General features: G+C 72.7%; 15 protein-coding genes and 1 pseudogene. 6 read left to right on the forward strand and 10 right to left on the reverse strand.

The genetic code is table 11. The annotated features are described in order from the left end of the window. Positions 1-8: 8 nt before the first annotated feature. The 4 genes from ACIBUY_RS12950 to ACIBUY_RS12965 form a co-directional block, all read right to left on the reverse strand. Entirely contained in the window at positions 9-1,307 is a 1,299-nt protein-coding gene (locus ACIBUY_RS12950) for a hypothetical protein (RefSeq protein WP_399152565.1), read from the reverse strand. Positions 1,308-1,335: 28 nt separating this feature from the next. After that, positions 1,336-1,848: a SigE family RNA polymerase sigma factor gene (locus ACIBUY_RS12955; protein WP_399152566.1), complete on the reverse strand. Its 513-nt coding sequence runs from the start codon at positions 1,846-1,848 to the stop codon at positions 1,336-1,338. A gap of 68 nt (positions 1,849-1,916) precedes the next feature. Further along, positions 1,917-2,804, reverse strand: coding sequence for a lipase family alpha/beta hydrolase (locus ACIBUY_RS12960; protein ID WP_399152567.1), 888 nt, complete (start codon positions 2,802-2,804; stop codon positions 1,917-1,919). A gap of 104 nt (positions 2,805-2,908) precedes the next feature. Further along, positions 2,909-3,859 carry an RNA polymerase sigma-70 factor gene (locus ACIBUY_RS12965; RefSeq protein WP_399152568.1) on the reverse strand — a complete coding sequence of 317 codons (951 nt, stop codon included), beginning with the start codon at positions 3,857-3,859 and terminating at the stop codon, positions 2,909-2,911. 141 nt (positions 3,860-4,000) lie between these two features. Between ACIBUY_RS12965 and ACIBUY_RS12970 the strand changes: the two genes are divergently transcribed. Further along, positions 4,001-7,237 (forward strand): AfsR/SARP family transcriptional regulator, encoded by a 3,237-nt coding sequence (locus ACIBUY_RS12970; protein ID WP_399152867.1) that lies wholly within the window; start codon positions 4,001-4,003, stop codon positions 7,235-7,237. 33 nt (positions 7,238-7,270) lie between these two features. Here the strand turns inward: ACIBUY_RS12970 and ACIBUY_RS12975 are convergent, their stop codons facing one another. Then, positions 7,271-7,471 (reverse strand): hypothetical protein, encoded by a 201-nt coding sequence (locus ACIBUY_RS12975; RefSeq protein WP_399152569.1) that lies wholly within the window; start codon positions 7,469-7,471, stop codon positions 7,271-7,273. A 166-nt stretch (positions 7,472-7,637) separates the two neighbouring features. Between ACIBUY_RS12975 and ACIBUY_RS12980 the strand changes: the two genes are divergently transcribed. Next, entirely contained in the window at positions 7,638-8,630 is a 993-nt protein-coding gene (locus ACIBUY_RS12980) for a LuxR C-terminal-related transcriptional regulator (protein ID WP_365567631.1), read from the forward strand. 13 nt (positions 8,631-8,643) lie between these two features. Here ACIBUY_RS12980 and ACIBUY_RS12985 read toward each other — a convergent pair whose 3' ends face one another. Both ACIBUY_RS12985 and ACIBUY_RS12990 read right to left on the reverse strand, forming a co-directional pair. Beyond that, positions 8,644-9,288, reverse strand: coding sequence for a response regulator transcription factor (locus ACIBUY_RS12985; RefSeq protein ID WP_365567633.1), 645 nt, complete (start codon positions 9,286-9,288; stop codon positions 8,644-8,646). Positions 9,289-9,318: 30 nt separating this feature from the next. Beyond that, positions 9,319-10,590: a sensor domain-containing protein gene (locus ACIBUY_RS12990; protein ID WP_365567636.1), complete on the reverse strand. Its 1,272-nt coding sequence runs from the start codon at positions 10,588-10,590 to the stop codon at positions 9,319-9,321. A 173-nt stretch (positions 10,591-10,763) separates the two neighbouring features. Here ACIBUY_RS12990 and ACIBUY_RS12995 point away from each other — a divergent pair, with 173 nt between their 5' ends. Beyond that, a complete protein-coding gene (locus tag ACIBUY_RS12995) occupies positions 10,764-11,402 on the forward strand; it encodes a DedA family protein (protein WP_365567639.1) in 639 nt (212 codons plus the stop codon). On the opposite strand, the gene ACIBUY_RS13000 is transcribed toward ACIBUY_RS12995, so the two are convergent. Next, positions 11,386-12,186, reverse strand: a complete 801-nt coding sequence (locus ACIBUY_RS13000) for a thioesterase II family protein (RefSeq protein WP_399152570.1) — start codon at positions 12,184-12,186, stop codon at positions 11,386-11,388. The two genes, ACIBUY_RS12995 and ACIBUY_RS13000, sit on opposite strands and share 17 nt — an antisense overlap. 251 nt (positions 12,187-12,437) lie before the next feature. Here ACIBUY_RS13000 and ACIBUY_RS13005 point away from each other — a divergent pair, with 251 nt between their 5' ends. From ACIBUY_RS13005 to ACIBUY_RS13015, 3 genes are all read left to right on the forward strand, one after another. Next, a complete protein-coding gene (locus ACIBUY_RS13005; RefSeq protein WP_365567645.1) occupies positions 12,438-13,196 on the forward strand; it encodes an ABC transporter ATP-binding protein in 759 nt (252 codons plus the stop codon). After that, complete coding sequence (locus ACIBUY_RS13010; protein WP_399152571.1) at positions 13,190-15,691, forward strand: FtsX-like permease family protein; 2,502 nt, start codon at positions 13,190-13,192, stop codon at positions 15,689-15,691. Before ACIBUY_RS13005 ends, ACIBUY_RS13010 begins: the two co-directional genes overlap by 7 nt. A gap of 129 nt (positions 15,692-15,820) precedes the next feature. Then, positions 15,821-16,426, forward strand: coding sequence for a class I SAM-dependent methyltransferase (locus tag ACIBUY_RS13015; protein WP_399152572.1), 606 nt, complete (start codon positions 15,821-15,823; stop codon positions 16,424-16,426). 71 nt (positions 16,427-16,497) lie between these two features. Here ACIBUY_RS13015 and ACIBUY_RS13020 read toward each other — a convergent pair whose 3' ends face one another. Then, a complete protein-coding gene (locus tag ACIBUY_RS13020; RefSeq protein ID WP_365567654.1) occupies positions 16,498-17,484 on the reverse strand; it encodes a TauD/TfdA family dioxygenase in 987 nt (328 codons plus the stop codon). 10 nt (positions 17,485-17,494) lie between these two features. Then, a pseudogene (locus ACIBUY_RS13025) lies at positions 17,495-17,845 on the reverse strand (4'-phosphopantetheinyl transferase superfamily protein); the annotation flags it as partial. Positions 17,846-17,983 lie beyond the last annotated feature (138 nt).

Raw genomic sequence — 17,983 nt, forward strand, 5'->3', positions numbered from 1 at the left:
GGCTCGCGTCAGCCCTGCTGCCACGTCTGCGACAGGGCGATCTTCTTCAACTCGTCCATGGTCAGGGCCGGTTGCGAGCGGGTGGCGTCCGTCGACTGCGAGCCCGAGTTGAACGCGGACACCACGACCCGGAACCCGTCCTCGCGCAGCGTGTCCGCGGTCCACATCACGATGCCCGCGCCGCCCTTGTCGTCGCCCGGCCCCTGGCGCGTGACCACCAGCGTGCCGTCCGGCAGCTTCTGCGCGCCGTGCCCGAACAGGTCCTTGCGGACGTCTCCCATGCCGGACTGCACGTTGATCTGGACGAGCGTCTCGCCCTTGCCGTCGTCGACGACCAGGTACGCGTATCCGGCGTCCTGCCCGCCCTTGGCGGTGACGTGCACCCGGCCGGGCAGCAGTGCCGTGAGCTTCTTCTGGATCGACTCCGCGTCGGTGCCCTGCGCCGGCGGCTGCGCGAGCGGCTCGGGCGCCGCCTCACCGATCGCCTCCATCACGGGCCGCCACTTGTCCGACGTGACGAGGGTCTTCAACTGAGCGATGCTCAGGGCCGGTTCGGGCCTGGAGATCGGGGCGTCCTTCTCCGCCGCCGCGTTCCACTCGCTCGCGTCGACGGTGTAGCCCTCGGGCGTCATCAGGAAGGCGTGCCACAGCTTGGTCTCGACGCGCTTGTCCGGGTATTCGTAGCCGCGCATCAGCAGCAGCGCGGAGCCGTCGGGCTGCCTGTCCATGGTGCACGAGTCGTACGGGATGAACCGCTTGTCGGGGCACTGCAGGCGGTCCGAGGCGTCACTGCCGTCCGGGTCGACCGCGCCGACGCTGACGCCGATCGCGCTCTTGCCGTGACCGTCGTCGAACACGAGGCGCGCGGACGGGCCGAGCTGGTCGGCGGTGCCCCGCCCGTCCGCCTCGCTGACCGTCCCCTTGGGCAGCAGCCCTTCGAGTACGGCGATGACCTTCTCCTTGCTGAGCTGGGGACCGGTGCCGTGGGCGCCCTTCTTGCCCGGCTTCCCCTTCTCCCCCGGTGTCTTGCTCTGCGACGCGCTCGGCTTCGCCGCGACCCCGCTCAGGGTCTTGGCGTCCGAGCCGAAGGCGCCTGCGGCGTACGACGCGCCGAGCCCGACGATCGCGAGCGCCGCCACGCTGCCGGTGACGGCACCAGCCCGCCTGCGCCGCAGCCGGCGGCGGCCGCGCTGCACTCCGACGTCGACCAGCTGCCCTCCTTCGGCGGTGAAACCCTCCCCGGTGCGGCGCAGCGCCACCCCGAGCCCGTCCTCGAACCCCTCACGACCGTCGTCCGCTGCGGACACGTCGACCACTCCCCTGTCGTTGTCTTGGTCAATGCGCGGCGAACTCGCCGATGCTGCCGCCGAGTTGCTCGCGCAGCCGGGCCAGGGCCCGGGTGCTGCGGGTGCGCACGGCGGCCGAGCTGACGTGCAGGGCGTCCGCGGTCTCCTCGATCGACCGGTCCTCCCAGTAGCGCAGCACCACGACCGCCCGGTCCTTCGGCGGCAGCCGGCGCAGCGCGTCCAGGAGCGTCACGCGCAGCGAGGCGTCCCCGCTCCCGGCGGCGGCCGCCTCCGGAATCGCGTCCGAGGGCCGTTCGCCCGCCGAGCGGCGGCGCTGGTGGCCCAGGAACGCGCGGACCAGTACGGTCTGCGCGTATGCCGCGGGGTTGCCGCGGCGCACCGCGGGCCGCCCCCACACGACGTACATCCGGCCGAGCGTGTCCTGCACCAGATCCTCGGCGAGATGGGTGTCGCCGCTGGTCAACAGGCACGCGGACCGGTACAGCTGGCCCGTCCTGGCCTCCGCGAACTCCCGGAACGCCCCTTCAAGCGACCGTCTCATCCCGGCGCTCTCCCCCTCCGTCCGCCGTCACCTACACCTGTTAGATGCGGTGGGGCCCCGGAAATGTTTCACGCGGAACAGCTCAAGGGTTCGGCGTGCGCGGGGTCGAGCGCGTTCAGGGCGAAGCGCAGCGCCACCGGGTCGTTCTGGATGGTGCTGTGCAGGGCGAAGTCGAAGAGGCAGGCGTCCTGGACGAGCTGGTTGTGGACCCGGGGTGAACTCCCGGGCAGGAACTGGGACTTGTACGGCGTCACGACGAAGTCGTACTTGGTGGCGGCGACGGCGTAGGTGACGCCGGGCAGGGTCGGGCCGCCCGCGTTGAGCTTCGTGAGGAAGTCCGAACCGGCGAGCTGTTCGGTGCAGGCCTGGCAGGGGGCGAAGGCGAACAGGGTCTGCTCGGCCGCGGCCAGTTCGGGCCGCTCGTCGGCGAGGGCGTCGCGCAGGTCGAGGGTGGTGCCGCGGTTGGACGGGGCGAGTCCCACCAGGGTGTGCACGCGGCGTGCCCCGCCCTCGAACCTCATGTACTGGCGGGGCATCATGCCGCCCTGCGAGTGCCCCACGATGTCGACGCGTCCGGCGCCGGTGGCGGCCCGCACCCCGTCGACGAACGCGGCGAGTTCCTTCGCGGAGTCGGCGATCGGCCCCATCCCGTACATGCCGGGTGCGCCGGTCTTTCCGTAGTCGAGGACGAAGACGCAGTACCCGGCCCGCGTGAACCGGGGCACGGCGTCCGCCCACACGGTCCCGTTCGCGAACGTGCCGTGCACGAGGACCACCGGGCGCGGATGGCGCCGCGACGGCCGGCAGCCCCAGTCGTTGGCGCCGCTCATGCCGGGCGTGGCCAGCTCCTTCGCGCGGGCGACCGCGGCCGGGTCGGGGCAGGGCGGCGCGGCGAACCCGGTGGTCAGCAGGGTGACCAGGAGGAGCAGAGGGAGTACGCGACGAGGCAGGGGCATCGGCTTCGGCATGGGCATGGGCATGGGCAAGCAATCCCACCGCTCGTCCCGCGCCACACCCCCGCGGCGGCCGTTCGGCTCAGCGCCCGGGAATGCCCGGGCGCTCAGGCCCCGTCCGCGTGGGCTGCCCTGCGGAGCTCCTTCAGCTCGCGGTCGGTGGCCCAGGCGTCGCCGACCGGGCCGAGGTGGCCGAGCTTGTCGGGGTTGACGACGATGCGGACGGCCCGGATGCGGCCGTCGGCGACGTCGAGGCTCATGGTGTGCAGCACCCGGCCCTGCCGGTCGCGGACGATCGCGCCGGGCTCGCCGTTGAGCTCGCACGGCTCGAGCGACATGTCGATCCGGGACATCTGGGGGAAGACGGTGCCGAGGATCTTGGCCACGCCGTCCGCGCCGACCAGGGTCCTGGCCAGGGCCGGGGCCTTGCCGCCGCCGTCCCCGGCGAACTGGACGTCGGCGGCGAGGAGTTCGCGCAGGCCGCCCACGTCGCCGTCCCTGAGCGCGTCGAAGAACCGGTCCGCGAGCTTCTGCCGTTCCTGCCGGTCCGCGTCGTACCGCGCCCGCCCCTCCGCCATGTGCCGGCGCGCCCGTACGAGCAGTTGGCGGCACGAGTCCTGCGAACGTCCGACCGCCGCGGCCACGTCGTCGAACCCGAACGCGAACACCTCCCGCAGCACGAACACCGCGCGCTCCAGCGGGCTGAGCCGCTCGAGCAGCAGCAGCGCCGCCGTCGACACGGAGTCCGCGAGCTCCGCCGCCCGCTCAGGGTCCTGGTACGGATCGCTCAGCAGCGGCTCGGGGAACCAGGGCCCGGTGTACGCCTCGCGCCGCACCCGCGCGGAGCGCAGCACGTCGATCGAGATCCGGGTCACGGCGGTCGACAGGTACGCCTTGGCCGACTCGGGGCGGGTCGCCACCGCGTCGTAGCGCAGCCAGGTCTCCTGCACCGCGTCCTCGGCCTCGCCCACACTGCCCAGGATCCGGTAGGCGATCGAGAACAGCAGCGGCCGCAGCTCCTCGAACTCCTCGGCCTTGGACGCCTCGACCCCGATCACGCGCAACCCCTCCCGTCGGCGCTCCCACCGTAGTCGAGCACGCGACCGGGTAAGTCGTTGACCAATACAGCAAATTGAGGAGCAAAGGGGCGGGTGGATCATCAGCAGTCCGTGAACGCGGTTGACTTTGCGCACCCTTTGATGATCATTAGAGGTGCGGTTCTTTCATTTCCGCAATGCGAGAAGTCGCCTCGGCCGCAGACATACGAGGCGTCCTTTCGCGTTGGGGGACAACGGGGCGGGAAGGCATCGCACGGCCGACGGGGATGTGAATTCACTGTGAGCGACAGGGTTTGCTTCAGACTGCTCGGACCTCTTGAGGCGGCCGTCGCCGACCGGCCGATCCGGATCAGCAGCGCACGTCAACGGTCGGTTCTGGCCACGTTGTTGCTCTCCAGCGACCGGGTCGTCTCCGTGGACAGCCTCACCGAGGCGGTATGGCAGGGGGACCCGCCGGCCACCGCGCGGAACCAAATCGCTATCTGCATTACGTCGTTGCGAAGAATCTTCCGCGAGGCCTCCGTGGCCGCAGAGACCTCTTCGGTCGCCGAATTGATCGAAACCAGCCATCCTGGGTACATCCTTCACTCCGCGCACTGCTATATCGACCTGAAGGACCTGAACCAGTCGGTGGCGAGAGCCCGAATGGTGGCGGCTCACAGCGAACAGGCCGAGGAGGCCGCCGCGTTGTTCGAGCACGCTCTCGCCCTGTGGCGGGGGCCCGCACTCGACGGGCTCTCCGGCGCGCACATCGATGATGTTTCCGGCCAGCTGGCCGAATTCCGCCTCGATGTGTGCGAGGAGTACGCAGCGCTCCAGCTCGGGCTCGGCCACCACCACAAGGTCGGCGCGGAACTCACGGCGCTGGTCAAGGAGAACCCGCTGCGCGAGCAGGCCAGGGCGCACCTGATGCAGGCCCACCACCTGGCCGGCCGGCGGGCCGAGGCGCTCCAGGTCTACCGCGAGGGACGCCGGGCGCTCGTCGACGAGCTCGGCATCGAACCGGGGCCCGTGCTCCAGGAGATGCACCGCCGGATCCTGCAGGGCGCCGACGACTCCGAGGCGTTCACCGAGTCCGAGGTCGCGCCACCTCCGGGACCGACACCGACACCGACCCCGGCCCCTGTCGCACCCGCCGCACTCGTCGCGCCCGCCGCGCCGCAGTCCGGGCCCGGCGGCGGGGCGCCCGCCCAACTGCCGCTCGCGCTGTCCACGTTCACCGGGCGCGAGCCGGAGACCGAGGCGCTCGACGCGCTGCTGTCCCGCAGCGCCGACGGCTCCGCACTCGCCGTGGCCGTCGTCACCGGGGTGAGCGGCATCGGCAAGAGCGCCCTGGTCGTGCACTGGGCGAACCGCATCGCCGACCGCTTCCCCGACGGGCAGCTCTTCATCGACGTACACGGCTATCACGAGTCCAACCGGCCGCTGTCGTCCCTGTCCGTCCTCGACCAGGCACTGCGCGGGCTCGGAGTGTCCAGTGCGCAGATACCGGCCGGGCTCCAGGAGCGCTCCGCGCTGTACCGCTCCCTGCTGAAGAACCGGAAGCTGCTCATCGTCCTGGACGACGTGCGCTCGTTCCCGCAGATACAGCCGCTGCTGCCGGGGCGCGGCCAGTGCCTCGTACTGATCACCAGCCGGGATCCGCTGGACGAACTGATCAGCGATTACGGGGCCGTTCAGATCCAGCTGAACGTGATGACGGCGCACGAGGCCGACCGGATGCTCGCCACCGTGATCGGGCGGGACCGGGTCGCCGCCGAGCCCGAGGCCGCGGCGCGCCTCGCGGAGCTGTGCGGACATCTGCCGCTGGCCCTGCGCATCGCGGCGGGCCGGCTCACGCCGCGGCCCTACCGGTCGCTGCACCGGCTGGCCGCGCGCCTGGAGGACGGGGCGGGCCGGCTCGACGTGCTCAGCTCGTCCGACGGCGGCGTGCGGGCCGGATTCTGGCTCAGCTACCGGGAGTTGTCGCCCGAGGCGGCCGCGCTGTTCCGGCGGCTCGCGCTGCTCCCGGTGGCGGGTTTCGCCGCGTGGGCGGGCGCCGCCGTGCTGGACGTGGACCTCACCAAGGCCGAGGACCTGCTCGAACAGCTGGTGGACGCCCAGCTGTTGGAGGTCGGCATGGCGCGGACGCACTCGCCCGCCCGGTTCCGCTTCCACGAGCTGCTGCGCCTGTTCGCCCGGGAGCGCGCGCACGAGGAGGACGGCGACCAGGTGCGCGCGGACGCCCTGGAGCGCACGTACGGCACCCTGCTCTCGCTCGCCGACCGCGCACATCAACTCCTTTACGGTGCCGGGCACTTGCCCCGCCACCGGGCCCTGCTCGGCCATGATCTGCCGGAGGACGCGGTGGCGGAGCTGCTCGCCGATCCGCTGGAGTGGTTCGAGTCCGAGCGCGACGCCATCCTCAGCATGGTGGCCGCCGCGGCGCGACGCGGCGCGGCCGCCCACGCCTGGGAGCTGACCGCGCGCACCGTGCCGCTCTTCGAGATGCGCAACTACCAGGAGGACTGGCAGCAGGCCTCGCACACCGCCCTGGAGAGCGCCAGGATCGCCGGCGACACCCTCGGCGCCACCGTCATGCTGCGCTCGCTCGGCTCACTCGCCATCTACCAGCGCCGCTACCAGGACGCCGACGGCCTGCTGACCTCCGCGATGGAACTGCTCGACCTCTCGGACGACCCGCACGAGCGGGCCGTGGTGCTGCGCAACCTCGCCCTGTGCGCCCGCTTCCGCGGCGACCTCGACGGCGCGGCCGAGCACTGCCGGGCCGCGCTCACCCGCTTCCGGGCGACCGACGACCCGGTCAGCGCCGCGCACGCGCTCGGCCTGCTGGCGCAGATCGAGCTGGAGCGCGGCAACAACGACACCGGGATCGCGCTGACCCGCCAGGCCATCACGGCGAGCGCCGAGACCGGCTCGGTGCGCAGCCGGGCGCAGAACGTCTACCGGCTCGCCGAGGCGTACTTGCGGATCGGCGATCTGCGCGAGGTGGTCGGGACCTGCCACGAGGTCATCGAGCTCACCCGCGCCCAGGGCGACCGGCTCGGCGAGGCGTACGCGCTGCGCGCCCTCGGTGAGGCCCAGTGGCGCCAGGGGCAGCCGGGGGCCTCCGAGTCCACGCTGCGCGAGGCGTTCACCGCCGCCAAGGACGTCGGCGACCGGTTCCTGCAGGCCCGGATCGAGACCGACCGGGCCTGCTCCGAGGCCCTGCGGGGCGAGCCCGCGGCGGTGGACCGGCTGCGGCGGGCCCATGAGGCCTTCACCCTGCTGTCGGCGTCCTCGTGGCAGGAGCGCACCGCCCGGCTCATCGAGGTGGCGGGCGGCGCCGTCGCCGAGGGCCGGCCGGTGCCGCTCGAGCACCTCCTGGCCACCCGTTGACGCCGGGCCGCCCGAACTTCCGTACCGCCCGGGCTACTTGGTCCAGGGCAGGTCGTCGTCGGCGCCGAGGGTCGCCAGCGTCTCGCTCACCAGGGACGTCACGCTCGTCGCGGCGGCGTCCGGGTCCGGCCCCGTCCAGGGCAGGTCGTCGGCGCCCGCCGTGCCGCTCAGGAGCGCGATGTTGACCGCGACCGCACCGAGCACCGACACGACGAAACCCGTCTTCTTCTGCATGTTCCCTAATCCCCTCCGTCGCTGATCCCTTCAGCTGGACCAAACCGTACCCCAGCGAATTGTCGCCGCTATTTCTCTTCGATTTTTTCCGTCTCCGGCCGGGAAAAATGAGTCGATACAGCCGCGTCCTATGCTCACTTCGAAGTCGAGCGAGGAGGGGTCGAGCGTGCTCAAGGAGATTGGCGTCGGGGTGGATGCGGAACGCGCCTACCGTGCTCTGCTGAGGCAGCCGGGCGCGAGCGCGCAGGACATGGCGGAGCAGCTCGGATGGGAGCTCGACCGGGCCGCGGGCGCCCTCGACGAGCTCACGGGCCTGGCCCTCGTGCAGTCGTCGCAGGAGCGCAGCGGCGGCACCCGGGCGGTCGATCCGGAACTCGGCCTCAGATCACTCGTCCAGTCCCAGGAGCGGGAATTGCTCCGACTCCAGCTGTCCCTCTCCGAGAGTAAATCGGCGGCAGAAAAGCTCATCTCCGAATACCGGGGAGCGGCCCGTGGCGCAGAAATCGAATCGGTGCAGCTCGCCAGTGGCCCCGACGCGATTCAGGCCTGCATCGAAAAGGTCAGCCAGGAGTGCCGCCAGGAGGCCGAGGCCCTGCTGCCCGGCGGTGCGCAGCCCGCCGACCGGCTGCACGCGGCACGGCCGCTCGACCGGATGCTCCTGGAGCGGTCCGTGCACGTGCGGTGCGTCTACGCGCACAGCATCCGCAACGACCGGCCGACCACCGAGTACGCGCAGTGGCTGAGCGAGCAGGGCGGGCAGGTCAGGACCGCGCCGCAGCTGCCGCTCAGGATGCTGATCTGGGACCGGAGCAAGGCGCTGGTGCCGCTGGACCCGGACCAGCCGGACCGGGGTGCGTTCCTGCTGTCGAGCCCGGGCCCGGTGGCCGCGCTGCGGGCGCTGTTCGAGCAGGTGTGGCGGCAGGCGTCCCGGTTCGGCCAGGAGCGGACGCCGGGCGGGACACGGGAGTTGAGCGACGAGGAGAGTGCGGTGCTCGGCCTGCTGGCGGGCGGCCTCACCGACGAGGTGATCGCCCGCAAGCTCGGGGTCTCGGTGCGCACGAGCCGGCGGATCACCGCCGAGCTGATGACCAAGCTGGGCGCCCGCAGCCGCTTCCAGCTGGGCGCACTCGCGGCCCAACGCGGCTGGCTGACCGCGTAGTACGCCGGTTGGTTCAGCCCCGCAGATAAGCCAGGACCGCGAGGACGCGCCGGTTGGTCGTGTCGTCGAGGGACAGGTCGAGCTTGGTGAGGATGGAGCCGAAGTGCTTGCTGACCGTGCCCTCGCTCACCACCATGGCCGCGGCGATCGACGCGTTCGACTTGCCCTCCGCCATCAGCGCGAGCACCTCCTGCTCGCGCGCCGTGAGCCGGGCCAGCGGGTCGCGGCGGTGCCTGATCAACTGGCGCACCACCTCGGGGTCGACGACGGTGCCGCCCTCGGCGACCCGGTGCAGGCCGTCGATGAACTCCTCGACGTGGCCGATGCGTTCCTTCAGGAGATAGCCGACGCCGGTGCCGTCGGACGAGTCGAGCAGGTCCTCTGCGTAGGTCCGCTGGACGTACTGGCTGAGCACCAGGATCGGCAGCCCGGGTCGGCGGCGGCGCAGCTCGATGGCGGCGCGCAGTCCCTCGTCGGAGAAGCCGGGCGGCATCCGTACGTCGGTCACGACGATGTCGGGGGTGTGCGCGGTGACGGCCTCGGTGAGTTCGTCCGCGGTGCCGACGGCGGCCACCACCTGGTGGCCGAAACGCTCCATGAGGCCGACGAGTCCTTCGCGCAGCAGAACGCTGTCCTCGGCCAGCACGATGCGCAGCATCAGTTCCAGTTCCTCGATCAGGCGGTGAGATCAGGCGGTTGAGCAGGGGACTTGCAGACGGAACACGGTGGGCCCGCCGGGCGGACTGGACACTAGCAGGCGGCCGTCCAGGACCGAGACACGATCGGTGACACCCTGCAGGCCCGTGCCGCGGCCGGTGTCCGCGCCGCCGTGGCCGTCGTCCTCGACCTCCACCACCAACTGCCCCTTCTCCAGGCGGCCGCGCACGGCGGCGCGGCTCGCGCCGCTGTGCTTGGCGACGTTGGCCAGGGCCTCGCTGACGGCGAAGTACACGGCCGTCTCGATCGCCTCCGGGGGCCGCTGGGGCAGCTCGAGGTCCACGTCCACGGGGACCGCCGACCGGTCCGCGAGGTCCTCGACGGCCGCCACCAGGCCCCGGTCGGTGAGGACTTGGGGGTGGATGCCGCGGATGAGCTCCCTGATCTCGACGAGGGCGGTGGCCGCCTCGTCCTGCGCCTTGGCGAGCAGCGGGGCGAGCGGCCCGTCGGGCGCGTCGAGCCGGGCCAGGCCGAGCGTCATGGACAGGGCGACGAGCCGCTGCTGCGCCCCGTCGTGCAGATCCCGCTCGATCCGGCGCCGCTCGGCCTCGAAGGCGTCCACGAGGCGGACGCGCGAGCGGCCCAACTCCTTGATGCGGGAGTTGAGTTCGCCGGTCGGCGAGGCCAGCAGGAAGCGGGTCAGGGCGGCCCGGCCCGCGGCGATCGCACCGAGCGGATACGCGAAGACGGGCAGCAGCAGTGCTCCGGCGAGGGCCGCGCCGAGGGCTCCGGGCCAGCTGTCCACGATCCACATCTTGAGGACGCGGGCCTCCTCGCCGTCGGCCGCCATCATCACGGGCGTCGCGAGCAGCCCGCCGCAGACGAGGAGGACCGAGCCCACGACGAGCGCTTCCAGGGGCCACAGCAGGAAGCCGAAGAGCACCGCGTAGCCGAGCTCGCGCCAGGTGGCGCGCTCCTGCAGCCGCGTCCGCAGCCAGGCCGTGAGCCCGGTGCGGTCGGGGTCGCGGTGCGGATCGGCGAGCGGCTCGCTGTCGATCAGGAGCAGCCTGCGGCGTTCGAGGGAGGCCAGCGGCACCCCGGTGAGGACGAGCACGAGGAGCAGCGGGAGGCCGACGACGACCACGGTCAGCACGCCGCCCGCGACGGCGAGCAGCACCAGGGTGAGCAGGGTGGCGAGGCCCAGCGGGACGCTGCTGAGCAGGTACAGGGCCGCGCGCCAGGGCCAGCCGCTGAGCACGTAGCGGCGCAGGTGCAGCCGGGTCCAGATCGTCGGGGAGTGCATGGGCCGCACGTTATGAGACCTTTCCGGCCCGGACCACCCAGCTAGGTCCACCATCGGGGTGGGCGCTGACTGTCGGCGGGAACTGGTCCCAGCTGCGATGTGCGCGCCCGCCCCCGCGCGATGTGCTGTGGAGGCCCCGGGTCTCGGGGCTACGGCACGGCGAGGGGACCGAAATGGCCTGGATCCAGGAACAGTTGGCGGCTGTGCCCGCGTGGCTGACGCTGCTGATCGTCTTCCTGCTTCCCATGGCGGAGCCCGCGCTGCCGCTGCTCGGCATGCTGCTCCCTTCGCAGACCGCGCTGATGGCGAGCGGGGTGCTCGCGCACCACGGTGCCCTTTCGGTGCCCGCGGCCATCGCGATGGCGGTGCTCGGCGCGCTCGCGGGCAATGTGGTCGGTCATCTGGTGGGGCGGCGGTGGGGGCCCCGGCTCGCCGCGAACCTGCCGGCCCGGGTGACCGGTTCGCGCAGCTACCGTGCGGCGCTGCACACCGTCGGCACGTACAGCGCACGGGCCGTGCTGCTCGGCCGGTTCAACGCGGCGCTGCGCACGCTCGTGCCCGTGATGTGCGGCGCGGCGGGCGTGCCCTGGGCCCGCTACCTCGCCCTGTCGCTGCTCGGCAGCCTGCTGTGGGCGCCCAGTTGCGTGGCGGTCGGCCTTCTCGCGGGCGGCTCCTGGCAGAAGTGGGGCGGCTCGGGCGTGCTCGCCGCGGCGTCCGCCGCACTGCTGCTGACCAGCTCCCTGCCGATGCTGCTCTCGTACCGCAGGAGCAGGAACGCCCAGGCCAACGCGGGGCTCACCACCGCGCGTTGAGGTACGTCAGGAGTTCCGCCTCCTTCGGTACGAGGTAGAAGTGGTCGCCGGGAAAGACCTGGTGCTCGTACGAGGACGTGGTCAGCGGCCGCCAGGACAGCAGGTCGGCGAGGGAGCAGCCCGGGTCGCCGGCGCCGCCGACCGCGGTGATCGGGGCGCGCAGCGGGGCCGGTTCGGTGGGCCGGTAGGACTCGATGAGGCGGAAGTCGCCGCGCAGCGAGGGCAGCAGGAGCGGGCGCAGGTCGGGATCGTCGTAGACGGCGGAGCCCAGGTCGCCCAGGCCCCGGGCGGAGGCGATCAGGCGGTCGTCGTCGAGGAGGTGCAGCGTGCCGCCGCGTTCGGTGTGGGGGGCGCCGCGCCCGGAGACGACGACCCGCTCGGGGACGATGCCGTGCCGCTCGTCGAGGCGGCGCGCCACCTCGTAGGCGACGGCGGAGCCGAGGCTGTGCCCGAACAGGGCGAGGGGGACGCCGGGTTCGGGTGCGAGGACGTCTTCGAGGGCGTCGGTGATGCGGTCGGCCAGCTCGTCCATGGACTCGGCGCAGGGTTCGGCGAGCCGCTCCTGGCGGCCCGGGTACTGGGTGGCGAGCAGTTCGACGCCGCGCGGCAGCCGGGCCGCCCAGCCGTGGAAGAGGGTCGCGGTGCCGCCCGCGTGCGGAAACCCGACGAGCCGCAGGCGGACGGCCCCGTCCGCGGTGGGGTAGCGCCGGAACCAGCGGCTCCTGACACCTGCGCCGGTGGCGCTCCCGGTTCCTGCGACGCTCCCGGTTCCTGCGACGCCCATGCGAATCCACCCTCACCCTGTCGTGGCACGGCCCCTGGCGGACCCCGTCCTCGTCATGATCCGTCGGTTCCCGCGCCCCGGGCGGGTGGTGCGCGGGCAGGACGTTGCCGGTGCAGGTTCCTGCCGCCCGACGCTCCTGCTTTTCGGTGCCGGGTGCAGCCATCGTGCACAGGAAGGTGGAGCTACCTCCACCTACAAGACTCCGTCCCGCTGCGATGTCACCGTCGGGCGGGCCCGATTGAGTGGACACCATGAATCAAGCAGCCGTCCGGCTCCGCTCCGTGACCCGGTCCTACGGGTCAGGCGACAGTGCAGTCACCGCCCTCGACCAGGTCGGCCTCGACATCCCCCGGGGCACCTTCACCGCCGTCATGGGCCCGTCGGGCTCCGGCAAGTCGACCCTGCTGCAGTGCACCGCGGGGCTCGACCGGCCGACCTCGGGTCAGGTCTTCCTCGGGGAGACCGATCTGACCCGGCTGAGCGAGAAGAAGCTGACGCTGCTGCGACGGCAGCGCATCGGCTTCGTCTTCCAGGCCTTCAACCTGCTGCCCGCGCTGACCGCGGAGCAGAACGTCGGTCTGCCGCTGCGGCTCGCGGGCCGCCGCCCCAAGCGGGCCGAGGTCCTCGAGGTCCTGGAGAAGGTGGGCCTGCGCGAGCGGGCCGGACACCGGCCCAGCGAGATGTCGGGCGGCCAGCAGCAGCGCGTGGCGCTCGCCCGCGCCCTGGTCACCAAGCCGGAGGTGCTGTTCGGCGACGAGCCGACCGGCGCCCTCGACTCCACGACGAGCCGCGAAGTGCTTACGCTGCTGCGCGCGATGGTCGACCGCGGCCAGACGGTGATCATGGTGACGCACGACCCGGTCGCCGCGTCCTACGCGGACCGGGTCCTCTTCCTCGCCGACGGCACGGTCCAGGGCGAGCTGTACACGCCGACCGCGGAGCAGGTCGCGCACCGCATGACCGCGCTGAGCGCCCTCCCCTCGAAGGCCGCGGCGGTGGCGTCGTGCTGAGTCTCGCGCTGCGCGGAATGCGCACCCGCTGGGTCACCTTCGTCGGCTCCTTCGTGGCGCTCGCGCTCGGCGTGGGGCTCATCGCCACCACGGGGCTCGCGCTCGCGGCGACGTTCGACGCGCCGGAGCGGGGCACGGAGCGGTTCGCCGAGGCGCGGGTCGTCGTCCAGGGCACGGACGAGCTGACGGCCGACACGCAGATCGGCGAGCGGACGTCGACGCTGACCAACCCCCGTGCCGTACCGCAGGAGTTGGCGGACCGGCTGAAGGCGGTGGGCGCCACCGCCGAGGACCGTACGTTCCCCGTCGGGGTGTCCGACGCGGAGCGGCGGCTCGGCGTCGACGCCGCGCCCGTGGGCCACTCGTGGGCGATCGCCGCGGCCACGCCCTACCGGCTCTCCTCCGGACGCGCCCCCACAGCGCCCGGCGAGGTCGTCGTCACCACCGGGCCCGGCGCGCAGACGCGTACCGGGGACCGGATCGAGGTCGCCACGCCCGAGGGCACCGGCACCCGCACGGTGGTCGGCACGGTGCAGGCGGCCGGGTTCGAGTCGGCCGTGTTCTTCACCGCCGCCGAGGCCGCGCGCCTGACCCCGCGCATCGACCGGGTCACGGTGGACGCGGCTCCGGCGGCGGTCCGTGCGGCCCTCGGCGCCGGCTCGGGCATGACCGTGCTCACCGGCGACGACCGGCGCCGCGCCGACCCCGACCCGGACCGCGACAAGGAGGCCCTGGTCTCGGTGAACGCGCTGCTCGGCACCGCGGCCGGCATCACCGCGTTCGTGTCGGTGTTCGTGGTGGCCTCGACGTTCACCTTCGCGGTGGCGCAGCGCAGGCGCGAGTTCGGGCTGTTGCGGATGGCGGGCGCGACGCCCGGTCAGGTGCGGCGCATGGTGTACGCGGAGGCCGTGGTGATCGGGGTCCTCGCGTCGGGCGCCGGGTGCCTGCTCGGCCGGTGGGGTGCGCCGCGGCTCGCCTCGTGGATGTCGGGGCAGGGCATCGCCCCGGCCTGGTTCCGGATCGGCGAGCAGACCTGGCCGCTCCATGTCGCCTTCTGGACGGGCCTGTTCGTGGCCCTGTGCGGGGTCGTCGTGGCGTCGTTCCGTGCGGGCCGCACCGGTCCCACGGCGGCCCTGCGCGAGTCCGCGGTGGACAGCGGCACCATGCCGTGGAGCCGCCGGCTGATCGCCGCGGCCGTCCTGCTCACGGGCCTCGGCCTGCTGGTCATGGCGCTCGTGGAGAACCCGGGCGACGTACTGAAGCGCAAGACGTACATCACGCAGCCCATGCTGCTCATCGTGGCGTTCGCGCTCCTCGCGCCGGTTCTGGTGCGGCCGCTGACCCGGCTGCTCACCTGGCTGCCCGCCCGGCTGCCGGGCGCCGTGGGCATGCTGGCCCGGGAGAACGCGGCTGCCGGGGTGCGCAGGACGGCGGCCGTGGCCGCGCCGGTCATCATCACCGTGGCGCTCGCCTGCTCCCTGATGGGCACGACGGCCACCATCAACGAGGCGAAGGCCGCCGAGGCCCGCACACAGATGCGGGCGGACTACGTGGCCTCGGCGGGTGACGCGGGCCGCGCGCTGCCCGCCGGGTTCGTCCGGGCGGCCCGGGACGTGCCGGGCGTCACGGTCAGCACGTCCCGGACGACCGGGGTGACCGTGATGGAAGAGGGCACGGCCCTGGTCCGCTCGGAGGCGCGGGCGGTCGACAGCGGCGCCGACCTGGCGAAGGTGGCCCATCTCCCGGTCGTGGCCGGGAAGTTGAGCGACCTGGACGACCACAGCATCGTCGTCAACGAGGAGTGGCTGACCACCCGCGTCGGGCAGCAGGTGCCCGTCTGGCTGGGCGACGGCCGCAAGGTGAGCCTGCGCATCGCCGCGGTCCTCGCGGTCGGCACCGGCAACAACGGGGTCTACGTCACCGCGCACAACGCCGCGGGTGCGGGCGTCGACCGCGTCGACGTCAAGGTCGCAGGAGATGCCGACCGGGCCGCTGCGGAACGGCAGTTGAAGGCCGCGGGTGCGGCGAGCGGCGTCGAGGTGCTCGGCGCCGGGCAGTGGGTCGACGCGCACTACCCGGCCTCCAGCGAGTCGACCCGGCTCGGCCTGCTGATGATCCTGGCCATCGCCCTGGTCTACACGGGCATCGCGCTGGCCAACACGCTGGTGATGGCCACCACCGACCGGGTCCGCGACCTCGCCGCGCTGCGTCTGACGGGCGCGACGAAGGCGCAGGTGCTGCGCCTGGTCGCCGTGGAGTCGGTGATGGTCGTCGTGGTCGGCGCGGTGCTCGGTGCCGCGGTCTCGGCGGTGAACCTGCTCGGCGTGTGGAGCGCCCTCGGCCTGCTCGACGTGTGGTCCGCGGTCGTCGTGCCCTGGCCGACGGTGGGCGCGGTGATCGCCGCGAGCGCCCTCCTGGCGGTCCTCGCGGCCACCCTGCCCGCGTCGTTCGCCCTGCGCACCCGGCCGGTGGAGCTGGCGGGAATGCGCGAGTAGTCCCCGGGCCGTGTCCGGACACGTACCGATCCCTACGAGCCCGAGAGGCAGCAGACGTTGACGAGTGAGACCGGGGCGCCCGGGTCGATGTTCAGAGAGTTCCTGCGCTGCCCCCAGCAGGTCGGTGCCATGGCTCCCAGTTCACGCCGGCTCGCCACCGAGGTGGCGGTGCCCGTGCCCGAGTCCGGTGACCCCGTGGTCGTCGAACTCGGGCCGGGGACCGGCGCGTTCACCGGGGTGATCCAGGAACTCCTCGGCGGCCGCGGCCACCATCTGGCCGTGGAGATCAACCCCCGGCTCGCCTCGGCGCTCGCCGCCCGCCATCCGCGCGTGCAGGTCCTGAACGCGGAGGCGGCGGCGCTGCCGCGGCTGCTCGCCGAGTGCGGGTTCGGTGCGGCGGACGTCGTCATCAGCGGGCTGCCGTGGGCGTCCCTGGCCCGCCCTGTGCAGCGCGCGACGCTGGACTCCGTACGTCAAGTCCTCGCTCCGCAAGGGGCGTTCACCACCTTCGGCTATGTGCACGCGACGTGCCTGGCGTCCGCGCGGCGCTTCCGGCGGATGCTCGGCACGTCCTTCGAAGAGGTGGTGCCGGGCCGCACGGTGTGGGGGAACCTGCCGCCGGCGTTCGTCTACCACACCCGCAGGCCGAGGCCCCGAAAGTCGGCCGACGCCGTCAATCTCCTTGCCGCACAGCTGAGTTCACGCGGTGCGGCAAGGTCGGACATGCACTCCTAAATCCCCCGGGGGGTGCATGAATCCGCCGCCGTACCCGTGTGCCGGGTACGGCGGCGGAGCCATGTGGCGGGTCAGGCGTCGGACGGCTCGGCCATCGCGACGGCGATCTTGCGCGGCCCGGTGAAGGGCTCGCGGGCGTGCGCGGCCAGCATGTTGTCGACGACGAGGACGTCGTGCCGCTCCCAGTCGAAGCGGGTGGAGGCGTCCCGGTAGCACTGGCGCAGGTGCGCGACGACGTCGTCCGGGATCGGCGCCCCGTCCCCGTAGTAGGAGTTGGTGGGCAGGTCCTCGGGCGCGAAGATCTCCAGGAGGCCGTCGCGCACATCGGGGGCGACCGTGCTGACGTGGAAGAACGTGATGTGGTTGAACCACACCGTCTCCCCCGTCACCGGGTGCCGGTGCACCGCGTCGCGCACCGCCGTGGTGCGCAGGCCGCCCGCGGTCCACTCCACGTCGATGCCCTTGCTCGCGCAGTACGCGGCGACCTGCGCCCGGTCATCGGTGTTGAAGGCCTGCTGCCACGGCACCCCGAAGTCCTCGTGGAAGTTGCGCACCACGCGCCAGCGGCGCCGGGTGAACTCCTCGCGTACGTCGGGGTCGATGGCCGCGTGCACGGCACGGATGTCGGCGAGCGGGGTCGCACCGAGGGTGTGGGCGGGCTCGAGGCAGAAGAAGTACAGGGTCTGCGGCCAGACCGACTGGTACGAGTTCTCGTTGTGCAGGAAGATCTCCTCGTCCGCCGGGTAGTCGGTCGAGGTGTACACCTGCCCCTTGATCGTGGAGCGCGGCGAGGAGCGTTCCGCGTACGTCAGCGGCGGGGTGCCCGACAGGGCGTGCACGGAGCCGTTGAAGCCGTCGACGCCGTCGACCGCGAAGCCGCGCAGCAGGACGGCACCGCGTTCGGTGAGGGCAGCACGGATGCCCGCCCGGTGTTCTTCGATGTACGCGCCGACCTCGACGGCGGGGTCCGGCGCGAGGAAGACCTTGGGCAGGTAACCGGGGAGGTCGACTCCCGCTGCCCGTACGGATGTTGAGGTGGAGATCGCGTGGGTGGTCATGGTGGTGGGGTCAGCTCCTGGAGGAGGCGAAGGGTTCGAGCAGGGAGTGGGTCAGCGTGGATTCCTGGGTGCGCAGGACGACGGGGCCCGCGCTGCTCGCGGGCCTGGCGAGCGCCACGAACAGGTCGGAGCGGCTCGGCACGTCCTGGACGAGCCAGTCGCCGCCGTCCGTGCTGGACACGACGAGGGGTCCCGGGTCCTCGGGGTGGACTTCCAGGGACGTGAGGTCCCCGGTGATGCCGACGCCGATCGCCTTCACGACTGCCTCCTTGCGGGTCCAGCACCGCAGGAAGGCGGCCTGGCGGGCGCCGTCGTCCAACAGGCTGTCCAGATGGGTGAGTTCGGCCGGTGACAGGACGAGCGACGCGGCGCCGCCCGCGCTGTCGGACCGGCCGTCCGCGGCGGGGGGCGGGCCCCCCCCCCCCCCCCCCCCCCCCCCCCCCCCCCCCCCCCCCCCCCCCCCCCCCCCCCCCCGCGGCCCCCGCCGGGCCCCCCGGGC

The sequence above is a fragment of the Streptomyces sp. NPDC050085 genome (assembly GCF_044460595.1).
Lineage (GTDB): Bacteria > Actinomycetota > Actinomycetes > Streptomycetales > Streptomycetaceae > Streptomyces.

Bases quoted from the DNA above. Each gene is read 5' to 3' on its own strand.
- ACIBUY_RS12955 (WP_399152566.1), bottom strand. From the start codon at position 1,848: ATGAGACGGTCGCTTGAAGGGGCGTTCCGGGAGTTCGCGGAGGCCAGG.
- ACIBUY_RS12960 (WP_399152567.1), bottom strand. From the start codon at position 2,804: ATGCCCCTGCCTCGTCGCGTACTCCCTCTGCTCCTCCTGGTCACCCTG.
- ACIBUY_RS12970 (WP_399152867.1), top strand. From the start codon at position 4,001: ATGATCATTAGAGGTGCGGTTCTTTCATTTCCGCAATGCGAGAAGTCG.
- ACIBUY_RS12975 (WP_399152569.1), bottom strand. From the start codon at position 7,471: ATGCAGAAGAAGACGGGTTTCGTCGTGTCGGTGCTCGGTGCGGTCGCG.
- ACIBUY_RS12985 (WP_365567633.1), bottom strand. From the start codon at position 9,288: ATGCTGCGCATCGTGCTGGCCGAGGACAGCGTTCTGCTGCGCGAAGGA.
- ACIBUY_RS12990 (WP_365567636.1), bottom strand. From the start codon at position 10,590: ATGCACTCCCCGACGATCTGGACCCGGCTGCACCTGCGCCGCTACGTG.
- ACIBUY_RS12995 (WP_365567639.1), top strand. From the start codon at position 10,764: ATGGCCTGGATCCAGGAACAGTTGGCGGCTGTGCCCGCGTGGCTGACG.
- ACIBUY_RS13000 (WP_399152570.1), bottom strand. From the start codon at position 12,186: ATGGGCGTCGCAGGAACCGGGAGCGTCGCAGGAACCGGGAGCGCCACC.
- ACIBUY_RS13005 (WP_365567645.1), top strand. From the start codon at position 12,438: ATGAATCAAGCAGCCGTCCGGCTCCGCTCCGTGACCCGGTCCTACGGG.
- ACIBUY_RS13015 (WP_399152572.1), top strand. From the start codon at position 15,821: ATGGCTCCCAGTTCACGCCGGCTCGCCACCGAGGTGGCGGTGCCCGTG.
- ACIBUY_RS13020 (WP_365567654.1), bottom strand. From the start codon at position 17,484: ATGACCACCCACGCGATCTCCACCTCAACATCCGTACGGGCAGCGGGA.